General features: G+C 49.0%; 14 protein-coding genes. 4 read left to right on the forward strand and 10 right to left on the reverse strand.

Annotated elements, in window-relative coordinates; translation table 11 throughout:
* Positions 1 to 566: 566 nt before the first annotated feature.
* Both ACKFKH_RS30090 and ACKFKH_RS30095 read right to left on the reverse strand, forming a co-directional pair.
* Positions 567 to 860, reverse strand: a complete 294-nt coding sequence (locus tag ACKFKH_RS30090; RefSeq protein WP_446862057.1) for a hypothetical protein — start codon at positions 858 to 860, stop codon at positions 567 to 569.
* 346 nt (positions 861 to 1,206) lie between these two features.
* Positions 1,207 to 1,728 (reverse strand): hypothetical protein, encoded by a 522-nt coding sequence (locus ACKFKH_RS30095; protein WP_446862058.1) that lies wholly within the window; start codon positions 1,726 to 1,728, stop codon positions 1,207 to 1,209.
* 220 nt (positions 1,729 to 1,948) lie between these two features.
* Here ACKFKH_RS30095 and ACKFKH_RS30100 point away from each other — a divergent pair, with 220 nt between their 5' ends.
* Both ACKFKH_RS30100 and ACKFKH_RS30105 read left to right on the forward strand, forming a co-directional pair.
* Complete coding sequence (locus ACKFKH_RS30100; RefSeq protein WP_446862059.1) at positions 1,949 to 2,245, forward strand: hypothetical protein; 297 nt, start codon at positions 1,949 to 1,951, stop codon at positions 2,243 to 2,245.
* Between the two features lie 59 nt (positions 2,246 to 2,304).
* Positions 2,305 to 3,099 (forward strand): acetamidase/formamidase family protein, encoded by a 795-nt coding sequence (locus tag ACKFKH_RS30105; protein WP_446862060.1) that lies wholly within the window; start codon positions 2,305 to 2,307, stop codon positions 3,097 to 3,099.
* A gap of 404 nt (positions 3,100 to 3,503) precedes the next feature.
* Here ACKFKH_RS30105 and ACKFKH_RS30110 read toward each other — a convergent pair whose 3' ends face one another.
* Positions 3,504 to 3,809: a hypothetical protein gene (locus tag ACKFKH_RS30110; protein ID WP_446862061.1), complete on the reverse strand. Its 306-nt coding sequence runs from the start codon at positions 3,807 to 3,809 to the stop codon at positions 3,504 to 3,506.
* A gap of 173 nt (positions 3,810 to 3,982) precedes the next feature.
* A complete protein-coding gene (locus ACKFKH_RS30115; RefSeq protein ID WP_446862062.1) occupies positions 3,983 to 4,288 on the reverse strand; it encodes an RNA recognition motif domain-containing protein in 306 nt (101 codons plus the stop codon).
* A gap of 224 nt (positions 4,289 to 4,512) precedes the next feature.
* On the opposite strand from ACKFKH_RS30115, the gene ACKFKH_RS30120 reads away from it, so the two are divergent.
* Positions 4,513 to 6,444, forward strand: a complete 1,932-nt coding sequence (locus tag ACKFKH_RS30120) for a S9 family peptidase (RefSeq protein ID WP_446862063.1) — start codon at positions 4,513 to 4,515, stop codon at positions 6,442 to 6,444.
* Between the two features lie 39 nt (positions 6,445 to 6,483).
* Here ACKFKH_RS30120 and ACKFKH_RS30125 read toward each other — a convergent pair whose 3' ends face one another.
* The gene (locus ACKFKH_RS30125) at positions 6,484 to 6,678 is read right to left on the reverse strand and encodes a zinc ribbon domain-containing protein (RefSeq protein WP_446862086.1); all 195 of its coding nucleotides are present in this window, start codon (positions 6,676 to 6,678) and stop codon (positions 6,484 to 6,486) included.
* A gap of 293 nt (positions 6,679 to 6,971) precedes the next feature.
* Between ACKFKH_RS30125 and ACKFKH_RS30130 the strand changes: the two genes are divergently transcribed.
* On the forward strand, positions 6,972 to 8,177 hold the full coding sequence (locus tag ACKFKH_RS30130; RefSeq protein ID WP_446862064.1) for a glutathione S-transferase family protein: 1,206 nt from the start codon (positions 6,972 to 6,974) through the stop codon (positions 8,175 to 8,177).
* A gap of 60 nt (positions 8,178 to 8,237) precedes the next feature.
* On the opposite strand, the gene ACKFKH_RS30135 is transcribed toward ACKFKH_RS30130, so the two are convergent.
* The 5 genes from ACKFKH_RS30135 to ACKFKH_RS30155 all read right to left on the reverse strand — a co-directional run bounded on the left by ACKFKH_RS30135 (position 8,238) and on the right by ACKFKH_RS30155 (position 12,915).
* Positions 8,238 to 8,465 (reverse strand): hypothetical protein, encoded by a 228-nt coding sequence (locus tag ACKFKH_RS30135; protein WP_446862065.1) that lies wholly within the window; start codon positions 8,463 to 8,465, stop codon positions 8,238 to 8,240.
* A 47-nt stretch (positions 8,466 to 8,512) separates the two neighbouring features.
* Positions 8,513 to 9,784: a DEAD/DEAH box helicase gene (locus ACKFKH_RS30140; RefSeq protein WP_446862066.1), complete on the reverse strand. Its 1,272-nt coding sequence runs from the start codon at positions 9,782 to 9,784 to the stop codon at positions 8,513 to 8,515.
* A 467-nt stretch (positions 9,785 to 10,251) separates the two neighbouring features.
* Complete coding sequence (locus ACKFKH_RS30145; RefSeq protein ID WP_446862067.1) at positions 10,252 to 10,794, reverse strand: DoxX family protein; 543 nt, start codon at positions 10,792 to 10,794, stop codon at positions 10,252 to 10,254.
* Positions 10,795 to 11,130: 336 nt separating this feature from the next.
* Positions 11,131 to 11,922, reverse strand: coding sequence for a uroporphyrinogen-III C-methyltransferase (gene cobA, locus ACKFKH_RS30150; protein ID WP_446862068.1), 792 nt, complete (start codon positions 11,920 to 11,922; stop codon positions 11,131 to 11,133).
* Between the two features lie 291 nt (positions 11,923 to 12,213).
* Entirely contained in the window at positions 12,214 to 12,915 is a 702-nt protein-coding gene (locus tag ACKFKH_RS30155) for a sirohydrochlorin chelatase (protein ID WP_446862069.1), read from the reverse strand.
* Positions 12,916 to 13,010 lie beyond the last annotated feature (95 nt).

The following is a 13,010-nucleotide window of genomic DNA, read 5'->3' on the forward strand; positions in this document are numbered from 1 at the left end:
TCGCTGACCACCCCCTTTCGCCCACCCTTTACTCCCCCAACCAATAGATGCGCCCCCCCGCTTGAAAGACGCTTGCTCTACGCATTCACCCGGTAATGTCATCTGTTTAGTGTCATCGCCGAGATGCTTCGCCCCCTAAAGCCCCATCCTGGGGAACCTTGAGAAAGAAAGTGCTTCTAGAATGCAAAGAAACTTCTCAGGGGTTCAAAGTCTCTCACTGGTGGAGAATTTAGGGGGCTGAAGCCGACTGAAACGAAGCGATTTGTGAGTTGTGTGTGCACGGTAGCTCTCAAAAGGGAGGAAACCGGATGCAAAGTTAGCCTTTTTGATGCAAAGTCCCCTTTGAAGGGAGATTTAGGGGGATCGAAATTCGGCAATCAATAAAGAAAGTAATCTCAATTTGCAATCTACTAATTCTATTTAAGTTGTGAGGATTCTGTGATAAGTGGTTGGTGATAAGTGGTTAGTGATAAATGGTGAGGCTAAGAACTAATAACTAACACCATTCGCAGATTCTTACAACTGATCTAAAGCTGCCATAGTTCAAGATATTGCTATTTAAAGTGTCACTTCTCGAAAGACGCAACCATGAGAAAGACAAAACCAGCAGCATAGAGCCACGGCAATGCAACTAAGCCAACAGCAACCTGATTAGCTCCCTGAGCATTCGCCAGCCACACCCCAACCCCTGATACCACAAATGCAATAGGAACCAGTAGGGCAAATCTTACAAGCCACCCACGCCATGCAAGTGTCATGTTCGTCATATTAGCGATGCTGATGATGCTTCCGCCAGCAAACAGCACTCCTACAACGGTTCCTACGATCGATACAATGCTGTTGATGGCAACCAGGGACATGGACAAACCTCTGTTATAAGTCTACTCAACATAGTTTGAAACTAGCCTTCACTCAACTGATTGAAAGCCTTACTCAGCCGAGCTTTCAATGTCTTTAAAGGTCTAATTTTAAGTCACGGATAGGACATTCAATCAGATCGACCATTTGACCCGATCGAGTAGGCACATCAGCTCCTTTGGTGGCTAGTATTCCCACATATTGAAAATTGTCTACTGAGCATCAATCCACTGAGCATCAATCCTCGCATCTCCAGCAGATTTCCACTTCAACAAGCTAATACAGTTTTGCTTCCAGGTAGCGCCAGTTGTCTGTTTAGCTGACTAAAGCGATCGCTAAGTTTTTGTCTCAGGTGCTTTGACTTTCATTTTTGACTTTCATTACACGATTCCAGAGGTAGGTTACGCTCACTGATTGTCTCAAACGAATCGCTCTAGCGGCTTCTCGATAGGTTTGAGCATCCGTCAACAGGATTCCCGTCTCACAGCGCAATTGGTAATCGATCGATCGCTGCAACATCGGCGGGTCATTGCGTTCTTGAGTTTCTCGATGTTGATCCACTTCGTCGGCAGTCGGGCGGGGAGGCAGAGCAGCCCACCAGATTCCATTGTCGTCTGGGCCAGTGGCCGCATTCGCAGGTTTTTCTCCGTTGAGGTTAGTGATTGTATTGCTTTGAAATGCGTGAGTGCGCTGGGTGTTCATATCACCACTGGTTTTGCTGATGTAGTAGTCTACTTCCCAGGTTTGAGTTGCGATCGCGACTGCACGATTACAGCGAGTTTGTGGAATGAGTTCTGTGTTTTCAGCGCAACCGCTAAGAGCCAAGAGTAAAAGAATGATTGTCAACCAACCTGTAGTTTGAACCTTCATAAGACTGATTGAGAAACAGTGATCGAAATCGCTAAAACGTTCGTCAGAAATGAATTTCAAAGTTTTTCTAAGCTTAATCCCAATGCTTGACTTTAATAGTAGCGACATTTGACCAAACGATAACGAAAGGGAATAGGTGAGCAAAAGGTAAGAAATCTCACAGTTTTTTTTCAAGATTGCTTAGATGGTTTAAAGCATTCAAGCACCTGTGAGGACTTTAGTGAACCATATTCTGACGGAACGTTTAAGACAAAAGAGCTTACAACGCTGGTGGGGCATGATTGGGCTAGGTTTGGGAGTTGTTTTTGTATGGGTAACAGTCATTGGATTACCTGCGATCGCCGCCATCGGCAAGACCCATCAAGTTCTCTCAACGCCTGAAAACCTGATCTGGGGAGAACTCTTTAAACCCAACAGCAAGCCAATTCTAAGTGTAAAGTCGGGCGATCGTGTCATTCTGCAAACCATCTCTCACGAGGCAATTTTAGGGATCAGGGCGACACGGTTGAGTTTCTAGCTCAAGGGGGAATTTCTAAAAATCAAGTTCTCCCTGACCAACTGAGAACCAAAGCATCGGTGAAGAAAACTGGCCCTGGGCCGCATGTGATCACTGGCCCTATTTTTGTAGAAGGGGCGCAGCCTGGAGATGTGTTAGAGGTCAAAACGATCGCCATTGAGTACCGTTCTCCCTATGGCGTGATTTCTAGTCGTCACAACCGGGGTGCGCTGCCCGGAGAATATCCTGAGAATAGTGCCCCGATTTATACTAAGGTGATTCCGATCGATGCCAAACGAGAAATCGGAATCTTTCAACCCAGCAACAAGCTTCCGGTGATGAACATTCCTCTCAAGCCTTTTATGGGACTTATGGGAGTCGTTCCGGTAAATCCGGCTGACGCAGTGAACTCAGTTCCTCCGGGCGCGTATGGGGGCAATGTAGATGTGAAATACCTGGGACGAGGTTCGAGCTTCTACATCCCTGTCCAGGTTCCTGGCGCTCTATTTTATTCGGGCGATCCGCATTGTGCCCAAGGAAATGGTGAAGTTGCGCTGACGGCGATCGAGTGTTCTCTTACACCCACCTTTGAATTAGTCGTTCACAAAGATATGAAGTTGTCTACTCCAATGGGCGAAACCAAAGAAGCCTGGTATGCAATGGGACTGGACAAAGATCTTGATGAAGCGATGAAGAAATCGGTGCGAGAATATCTGCGTATCGTGAATGAGCAATATGGATTAACCAAGCCAGATGCACTACTGTACGCAAGCGCTGCCATTGATTTTGAGGTGTCGCAAGTCGTAGATATTGTGAAAGGAATTCATGCAGTCATTCCCAAACAAGCCTTCAAGGGATTAGAAAAGAAACGGTAAGCAAAAATTGCTACTCTGCAACCTAAAAAAGAGTTTGCGCTTGGTCTTAAAGTTCTCCAGAATTGGCAGCTTGGGGGGCAGAAGCTCTAAACATCGAAGCAAAAGAACTAGATCAAATTCTCATAGATTTAGTAACCAGCTTGCATTTAGTAACCAGCTTGCATTTGGTAACCAGCTTGTATAGTGCAAACGATCGCTTCCATCATCCTGGTTAGTCTCCTGGTTAGTCTCGAAATTGTAGTCTCATACTCAATCAATTTGTGAATGCGACAGATCCTTCGCCCCCTAAATCCCCCAGTCTGGGGGACTTTGAGAATCCGAGACTGCTTTGGCTTGAAGTCCCCCACAAGTGGCGAATTTAGGTTGCTCTCCCAGATCTGTAGCACTCAAAGATCAATTTGGTATTACCCATCAGACTGCCAGGTTGAAACCGAGCGCAGTACCGCAGGAATCTCAGAGGTGTCGATCGGGAATTCTAACTGCGTTTCAGAAAGTCCTAAATAGCCTGACTCCATAAACGAAAGCAGCATTCTTTGTAGCGCAAACCAAACTTCAGACTCGTATTCCCAATCTTTGCCACGGTTTGATCGGGCGGCAATCGATCGCAACGCCCAAAAATAGCTATTTCGCACCACAGATCCTCCTTTCTTGAAGGGCGGAACATCTTCGTGATGGATGTAGAGAATTTCGTCTTGTAGCCTGACTCTCATAGCACAATCCAAAAAAATAACCCTCGCTTCAGCCGTGTGAACTGGGGCAAGGGTAAACACTGTTTGATCACAATTTGATCACGATCGCCTTCCAAAACTGATAGACTCTGGACTATTGGATTTTAATCTCCTCAAGTTCAAGGTCTAGAACTCAGCTTTAAGGCTGCACTCGCTTAGTAACGTTGAGAAAAGCTGCCACGGCCGCCGCCTCGATTACCACCACTGCCACGGTTGTCTTCACGGGGCTTGGCTTTGTTGACGCGCAGGTCACGACCCATCCATTCGGCACCGTCAAGGGCTTCGATCGCCGCTGACTCTTCGGCATCGGTGTCCATCTCGACGAAACCAAAGCCACGCATCCGACCTGTTTCACGATCGGTAGGAAGCTGAACCCGCTTGACTGTACCGTATTCCGCGAAGATAGCAGTCAGGTCTTCTTGTGTAACCTCGTAGGAAAGGTTACCAACATAAATCGACATTAGAAGAAATTCTCCAGAACCAGAAATTGCAGAGACGTTAGATTCGGAGAGATGCCTGTTAGCAAAAACAAACTGACCAGCCGAATTTAATACCCTTCTCAAGATTAACACAAATCACCAAATGCAATTCCCTAAAATGTGGATGCCCCAGATAATCCCTAGATAAGGGGGGCTAAGTCCGTAAAATAGAGTCTGGAAGATAACAAAACATTAAGGAGAAGTTTATGACTGTCCCCCAAACGTCCCCCTATGGATCTTGGAAGTCGCCGATCACGTCCGATTTGATTGTTGCAGGAACGATCGGTCTGGGACAGGTAAAGCTCGATGGCGAGGCCATTTATTGGAGTGAGTCACGCCCGACCGAAGGCGGAAGAAATGTGATCATTCAGCACTTAGATGAAACCGCCACCGATGTCACGCCACCGCCCTTCAACGCTCGAACTCGTGTGCATGAGTATGGAGGCGCAGCATTTACCGTGATCGACGGGGTGGTTTATTTTTCTAACTTTTCTGACCAAAGGCTTTATCGTCAGATTGTGGGTAGTGAGGCAACGCCATTAACGCCTGCATTGTCTTTGCGATACGCAGATGTGATTCTCGATCGTGCTCGCAACCGTTTGATTTGTGTGCGAGAAGATCATACAGTCGCCGATCGCGAAGCTGTCAACACCTTGGTGAGCATTCCTTTAGAAACTCTCGAAGCAGAACAAACCATTCTCACCAGTGGGCAAGATTTTTACGCCTCGCCGCGGCTCAGTCCCGATGGTTCTCAGCTTGCCTGGATTAGTTGGAATCACCCGAACATGCCCTGGGATGGCACAGCGTTGTGGGTGGCTCAAGTGCGAGCAGACGGCACGTTAGAGGCTCCTCAACAGATTGCAGGCGGGACGGAGGAATCCATTTTTCAGCCTGAGTGGTCACCTGGTGGCGTGCTGTATTTTGTCAGCGATCGTACAGGCTGGTGGAATCTCTACCGCTACCAAGTTGATGACATTCAACCGCTCTGTCCGATGGAGGCGGAGTTTGGCTTGCCGCAGTGGGTGTTTGGCATGGCTACCTATGGGTTTGCGTCAGATCAACAGATTATTTGCACGTACAGTCAACAGGGCATGAGTCACCTCGCTCGTTTGGATTTGACGACTCACAAACTGGAGCCAATCGCGACTCCCTACACCAGTATTACGGGATTGCAGGTCTCAGAAGGTCAGGCGGCGTTTATTGGCGGATCGTCTACTGCGCCGGGGGCGATCGTTCATCTCAATCTGGCAAATCAAGCCTTGACCGTACTGCGTCGAGCCAGCGAGTTGTCGATGAATGCGGGTTATCTTTCGGTGCCAGCGGCGATCGAGTTTCCCACAGACAACGGTTTGACGGCTCATGCTCTTTACTATGCGCCCAAAAATCAGGACTTTATGGCACCGAATGGGGAACGTCCTCCGATGCTGGTCAAGAGTCACGGCGGCCCGACGGCTGCAACCTCTGCTTCATTTAATCTGGGCATTCAATACTGGACAAGTCGCGGATTTGCAGTTCTCGATGTTAACTATAGCGGGAGTACGGGATATGGGCGATCGTATCGTCAGCGTCTCAACGGTCAATGGGGCATCGTCGATGTAAATGATTGTGCCAATGGAGCAAAGTATCTGGCAGAACAGGGCAAAGTCGATGGCGATCGTCTGGTGATTGCGGGGGGCAGTGCGGGCGGATACACGACACTTTGTGCGCTGACGTTTCGGGACACGTTTAAGGCGGGAGCGAGTTACTACGGGGTGAGCGATCTGAAAGCGTTGGCAGAAGACACTCACAAGTTTGAGTCGCGCTATTTGGATAGTTTGATCGGCCCATATCCAGAACGGAAAGATTTGTATGATCAGCGATCGCCCATTAGCGCCGTCGATCGATTAGCTTGCCCCGTGATCTTTTTTCAAGGTGACGAAGACAAAATTGTGCCGCCCAATCAAGCCGAAATGATGGTGAATGCGCTGCGTCAAAAAGGCATTCCAGTTGCCTACGTCTTATTTGAAGGAGAACAACACGGTTTCCGCAAAGCCGAGAATATTAAACGAGCGCTAGATGGAGAGTTTTACTTCTACTCTCGTGTGTTTAAGTTTTATCCCGCAGAACCCATTGAAGCGGTGACGATCGACAATCTTTGATATACTCACTGTCCTAAAGGAGCGGTAATTCTTGACGCTTCACCGACTGATGCTACCGAAGTAGTTACGTTGTCTCTGCGTCCGTTTAGAGTCGTGGCAATGCCCTATCCCGACTTTGTTGATATTTGCTGCATTTTCGTCCCGGTCGTGTTCAGTGCCACAATTGAGACATCGAACCGACCGAACTTTTAGATCCAGCTTGCCCCACTTAAAACCACAACACGAATCATAGATGCCCTCCGACTAAAGTCGGGGCTACAAGAACAAAGGGTGCCTTCGCACACTAAAGAGGCAATTTTAACCGTTAGTCCACGGAGGGGGACTTTGTTCTGATAGCCGCGTTGCCGAAGGCACTTGCGAAGCTAACCTTAATCGCCAGGTATTCAGGCAGGAAGTCTATTTGCGATCGACTCAACACAGATAGATGTCACAAACCCTGAACTGCCCCAGCTTAAAATCAAAAAATCCTTGGACAAAACCCGTCAGAATGGTAGATGAGCTAATAAAAAACAAAGCTACCCATTCCTATGACGATCGCTCCCCTCAGTTGGACACAACTCGCCGCCCTCACAGATTGGCAACTCGATCGCGTCAACGGTGACACCAACGCCCAAGCTCGACTTCGCCTTTTTGGTCAAACCGAATCTGATGTGCGGGTGACCCTTTACCGAGACAATCACGCCTGGTGTCCCTATTGCCAAAAAATCTGGCTCTGGCTCGAAGAAAAACAGATTCCCTATCGCATCGAAAAGGTGACGATGTTCTGTTATGGCCAAAAAGAAAGCTGGTATAAGCGCAAAGTGCCATCGGGAATGCTGCCTGCGATCGAGCTAGACGGCCGAATCATCACCGAAAGCGACGACATTTTGATCGCACTAGAACAGGTGTTTGGCGTGTTAAACAAAGGCATGAAAGACCCTGACGTTTTGCCGCTGAGAGGGTTAGAGAGACTGCTGTTTCGGGCGTGGTGTGGTTGGCTTTGCCGTCGGGTCGGGTCGCCACGAGAAGAACAACGTAGTCGCGATCAGTTTGTCAGCGTCGTGGGTCAGGTCGAAGAAGCGCTCGATCGTACCTCCGGCCCTTACTTTCTTGATGAGTTTGGTACGGCTGACGTGATCTTTACGCCCTATGTCGAGCGGATGAATGCCAGTCTTTACTACTACAAAGGCTACTCTCTGCGAGAAGACAACCCGCATTTATCAAGCTGGTTTGACGCAATGGAAGGCCGACCTACCTATCGGGGCACTCAGGGCGACTTTCATACCCATGTGCATGACCTACCGCCCCAGATGGGAGGCTGCTGGGAAAATGACCAACCCCAGACGCGACTCAATCAGACACGAGTAGATTGTGGCCCGTGGGATGGCTTGCCTGATGTGACTTATCCAGAGCCAAAAACCTCTCGGACGGAGGCACTTCAGCGAGTGATTCAGCATCGCGACAATATTATTCGAGTTAATCCTGCGGATGATGCTCTGATCGAGGTGGCGCTGCGGTGTGCGTTGACTCATTTGATGACGGGTGAAGTTTGTATGCCGCCATCGGGGTCTGATCTGGCGCTGCGTTATTTGCGCGATCGCATCAATGTGCCCCGTGACATGTCGATCTATGCTGCCAAACGCCTGCGCGAAGCTTTAGAGAAAACGGCTGCATTGGTGGGCGATCGTCAGAGTGATCCGCTCCCAACTCAACACCGCCGTGACCAAGACCCGGCCAATTTTGCCCGAAGTTAAGGTCAATTCGATATGATTCCTCCGTGTCGAACCGTCTCACCGTAAGTCTCCCGCAGCGGTTTACAATCGTTTGATCGAGCCAGGATAGACATAGCCATTGAATCCGGCGGTCAAAGTATTGTAGACAAACAGGCTGCCTGAGATGCGATCGCCCACCTGAAGTTTCATGCTGTCAATATCGACAAAGTGAATCGGAAAGCCTTCGCCCTCTGAATCGAGCAGCAATCGTCCCCCAGCCCCATTCACGATCGTGCCTGAAATCCGTTCGTCTGTAAAATGATCTGACATTTTGTAAGCCTGAATAAAGAGTTGAAAGATAAGCAAATCAGTCTGGTTTAGCCTCGTCGAGAAGGCGCTTTGGGACGGTTGTGAGCATTTCCAGTCGCCTTTCTACCAGACGGAATCGATTGACTGGATCGCCCTCGATTTTGTCCGTTTTGGATTGGCTCAGGCTGGACGCGGGGATCAGGCTCAAACGTGGCAATGACTTCTTGAGGAAGCGATCGCTGAAGGAGTTTCTCAATGCCGACCAATAGTTTGTGTTCATCGACGCAGACGAGCGAAATGGCTTCACCGAGGGCCCCAGCGCGACCTGTCCGACCAATTCGATGTACGTAGTCTTCGGGCACGTTGGGTAACTCAAAATTGACGACGTGGGGCAAATCGCTGATATCCAACCCCCGCGCTGCGATGTCGGTCGCTACCAACACCTGCAAACTACCTTCTTTAAATTTGGCCAGGGCACGAGTCCGAGCGGCCTGACTTTTGTTGCCATGAATCGCCATTGCCTGAATGTCGTCTTGAGCTAACTGTTTGACCAGACGATCGGCACCATGTTTTGTGCGAGTAAACACCAACACCTGATACCAGTTATTGCGTTTGATCAGATGCGCTAATAGGGCGCGCTTTCGTTCGCGATCGACGGGATAAATTCGCTGAGTTACGGCATCCGGAGTCGCTTCATTGTTAGTAACTTGAATCATCGCCGGACGAGTCAGCAGCGTCGCCGCAAACGCTTTGATTTCGGGTGAAAAGGTGGCTGAGAAAAGCAAATTTTGCCGCTGTTTGGGCAAGAGTGAGAGAATGCGGCGAATGTCACGAATAAAGCCCATGTCTAACATGCGATCGGCTTCATCCAAAACCAAAATTTCAACCTGTGACAGATCCACTGTTCCCTGCTGGACGTGATCGAGCAGTCGTCCTGGAGTGGCGACCAGAATATCGACTCGACTTCTCAATCGTCGAATTTGTGGGGTAATGTTGACACCGCCAAACACTACCAATGAGGTCAAGTTGAGATATTTACCATAGTCCCGCACGCTTTCTTCGACCTGGGCCGCAAGCTCACGAGTCGGGGTGAGAATCAGCGATCGAATGGGCGATCGTCCTGGAGAATTGCTGCGAGTGCCCTGGTGAGAAAGTCGGTGTAAGACGGGTAGAGTGAAGCCCGCCGTTTTGCCTGTTCCGGTTTGTGCGCCTGCTAAAAGATCGCTCCCCGAAAGCACCGCTGGAATGGCTTGGAGTTGAATGGGGGTCGGCTGAGTGTAGCCGCGATCGCTAACCGCACGGACAATTTCATCGGACAGACCGAGCGTAGAAAAAGACATAAGGCTCCAGGATAGTATCGGTCTGTCGCCATGCGTAGCACCAGTCTTTGGCAGACGGATTGAAGTAGTAAGTTGAGACAGACGGTACGAAGACTGAAAGCGAATACCGCAGTCTTGCATCTTAACAGACGGTGAGCGATCGTGACGCTAATCTCGCGCTTATTTGATTGTAGAGTGGTTAAGAGTGGTTAAGAATAGTCCGACTTTTAGACTTTAGCATTCCTTTTTGTGTGAATTAAGGTTTGCTTGCAGCATGATCGCGGCTGTCATGACTTCATGTAAAAGTTATTCTCGATTGTATTCTCAAAGCTTTGTTTTCAGTGTAAATTTCTTCTAGGATATTTAGATTTTTTGTCATTAGTTAAGAGGTTCACTCGTTATAAAAAACAAAGCCTCGGAACTGATTCCAAGGCCCGTTTGCGTTACTTAGCAAGTTTTAGAAGGAGACGAGTCAGCCTATCGTCAGCCTATCGATTGATAGTCACAGACTCCTTTTCAGAACTGACAGCTTGGAAAGCCTTCTCCAGACCCATCACCTGCTTGGCTTGTGACGACAAAGCAGTGGTGTCGAGCCAGTTGACAATCAGCGCATCGGTCGAAAACAGACCGCCACCATTGACGGCAAACAGCAAGAAGCAAGCTGCATAGACGGCAGATAGCTCTAAGTAAGGCAGATTGAGACCCGCGACAAGAAGGTGGTGGTAGATCGCGACGCACATCGTGCTAAACAATCCGAGTGCTGCGGGACGCGCAAGAAGCCCGATCGCCAGTAAGGGTGCAGCAAACAATTCGGTAAAGGCTGCTACGTAGCTAAAGAAGATCGGAAATGGCAGACCGATCACTTCGACGTAAGCCTGAGAAAAACTTTGGATATCGCCCAGTTTGTCTAAGCCGTTATGAACCATCATGACACCCGCGACGAGGCGGAGAATGGCCCAGGTCGATTGAGTCCAGATGCCAGAGGTGATACTGGGTTTGAGAAGTTTGGTAAGGAGTGCGGTAATTGCCATGATTGAAGATTGAAGGAAGAGAACTTTTATTTATATTAATAATTTTAACACAACTTATTAATAAATATAAACAAATGTTGTGATTTTCAGCGCAGTCTTAACAAAATCTATGTGTCTGTCGTACAACTCTTCTAGCTCGTCTGAATAAGTGCTTAGAAACGCTGATTGGATGAAGTTCTTTTGCTTCGGTGTTCAGATCTTCTGCCCGCCAAGTTGCCAATTCTAAGGGACTTCTGGACATTCAAATTCAACGTTTCGTAGCGGATTGGGCAATGCTAAAAAAGAAACCCCCGATCGCTCAGGAGCTTTAGTTGATTCAAAGTTCGATTAGGACGATTAGAGGGCAAAAGTGGGACGACAGTCTGAGAGAAGTTCGTGTAGATTGACGACGTTGCCAATGATGGCGATCGCAGGTGCCCCAAATTGAGCGGCTTCGACTTGAGCGACGATCGTTTCTAGCGTGCCAATGAGTTCTTGTTGTTCGGGACGGGTTCCCCAGCGGACGAGGGCGATCGGCGTTTGCGAACTCAGCCCGGCTTGATCAAGTTGAGCCGTAATATAAGGCAAATTGTGAATGCCCATGTAAATGATGATCGTTTCTGAACCGTGGGCGATCGCTTGCCAATTGACAGCGGGACGGTACTTTCCAGCTTCTTCATGTCCCGTCACAAAGGTAACTGACGAACTGTACGATCGATGGGTAAGCGGAATGCCCGCATAGGCTGGGGCCGCAATTCCAGAAGTCACTCCAGGAATCACCTCAACGGGAACGCCCGCCTGCACCAGATCGATCATTTCTTCGCCACCTCGCCCAAACACAAACGGATCGCCGCCCTTGAGACGCACGACGATCGCCGCCGTCTGAGCCTTCTCAATCAACACCTGGGTAATTTCGTCCTGCACCATTGAGTGACGACCGCGACGCTTTCCTGCGCTGATCTGCTCGGCTTGCGGATTGATCATCGCCAAAATCGGCTCACTCACCAGCGCATCGAAAACCACCACGTCGGCACACTCTAGCAGGGTCTTGCCTTTGAGCGTCAATAAGCCTGGATCGCCCGGCCCTGCACCAACGAGATACACTTTACCGAGGCACGCAGGTTGAGAAGTTGAGACAGAATCAATCATGTTTGAGGTCATGGAGTCGGGCAAGTTGCGAGGGAATGGGGATGGAACCAGTTCGTTTTGAGCAGCAACGGATTGGGTGGAGACGTTGGAGAACCTTAAATTCTTGAGCTAGGGTCTAATGTCCTCGGTCTAATGCCCAATGTCTTCGTCGTTTTTGTTGCACTGTTTAAGAAATGGCATGATGACAGCTTAAACAGCTAGTTCTGTGAAATTTGCAGCATCAAATACCGATTTCTCAAGGAAATGTTAAATTAACCTAAAGGTTTCAATCTTTTATCCCAGAATATGCGTTTAAGGGCAAGGCTGCAAAATTAGATCGACTAGAAGATTGACCAGGGTATCACTAACTTCGAGGGGAGCCGTCAGCGTCAGATGCAGATTGGGAAACTGAAGAGACAACTGCTCAACGCTTTGAGCGATCGCATCAGTAATTCCGCCTGGAAACAAAAAGTAAGGCAAGATAGTCACCTTAGCGTGTCCCTGGCTGGCTAATTCCTGGAGTCGAGTTTCTAAACTTGGGGCAACGAGCCAGTAAGCGGGGACTGCATTGAGAGCCTTTGCCAACGGTTCAACAGATTGGTTGCCGCCCGATCGCCGACTGCCATGAGATAGCAAAATGTGGGCGGATTGAGAATCTAAACGGCTGGTAAGCAAATTCTTGAGACCCGGATGAGTGCCCAGATGAGGAGAAATGGCAATCGTTCCTGGGTGCGATCGTTGAGCAATTTTGACTTGACTGGGAATGTCTTCCATCACATGCATCCCCGGCAGCAAAAACAGAGGCACGATTTGAATGGAACTGTGCGGCGTTAGCGTCTGACCAAACTGCTGAATCTGTTCGTGAAGCGCTAAAGGAGAACATTCTAGAGTTGCTGTCTCAACTGGAGCTTGAATCTTCTGCCGAATCAAGGTCGCAAGTTGAGTCATTGCCGCCTGGGGACGGGGATCGCGACTGCCGTGAGAAACTAACAAATAGGCCGAGGAGGAAGGCAAGAATGCACCTACACAACGAAGATAAGCCAATTATAGAAGTTGTGGCGATCGATGGCCAAATCTTGTCAAAGTGACTCTATGGTCAGGAAATTGCT

Source organism: Phormidesmis sp. 146-20 (assembly GCF_052939475.1).

Coding starts and splice junctions, on each gene's coding strand:
- ACKFKH_RS30090 (WP_446862057.1), bottom strand. CDS start 860: ATGTCCCTGGTTGCCATCAACAGCATTGTATCGATCGTAGGAACCGTT.
- ACKFKH_RS30095 (WP_446862058.1), bottom strand. CDS start 1,728: ATGAAGGTTCAAACTACAGGTTGGTTGACAATCATTCTTTTACTCTTG.
- ACKFKH_RS30110 (WP_446862061.1), bottom strand. CDS start 3,809: ATGAGAGTCAGGCTACAAGACGAAATTCTCTACATCCATCACGAAGAT.
- ACKFKH_RS30115 (WP_446862062.1), bottom strand. CDS start 4,288: ATGTCGATTTATGTTGGTAACCTTTCCTACGAGGTTACACAAGAAGAC.
- ACKFKH_RS30120 (WP_446862063.1), top strand. CDS start 4,513: ATGACTGTCCCCCAAACGTCCCCCTATGGATCTTGGAAGTCGCCGATC.
- ACKFKH_RS30130 (WP_446862064.1), top strand. CDS start 6,972: ATGACGATCGCTCCCCTCAGTTGGACACAACTCGCCGCCCTCACAGAT.
- ACKFKH_RS30135 (WP_446862065.1), bottom strand. CDS start 8,465: ATGTCAGATCATTTTACAGACGAACGGATTTCAGGCACGATCGTGAAT.
- ACKFKH_RS30140 (WP_446862066.1), bottom strand. CDS start 9,784: ATGTCTTTTTCTACGCTCGGTCTGTCCGATGAAATTGTCCGTGCGGTT.
- ACKFKH_RS30145 (WP_446862067.1), bottom strand. CDS start 10,794: ATGGCAATTACCGCACTCCTTACCAAACTTCTCAAACCCAGTATCACC.
- cobA (WP_446862068.1), bottom strand. CDS start 11,922: ATGATTGATTCTGTCTCAACTTCTCAACCTGCGTGCCTCGGTAAAGTG.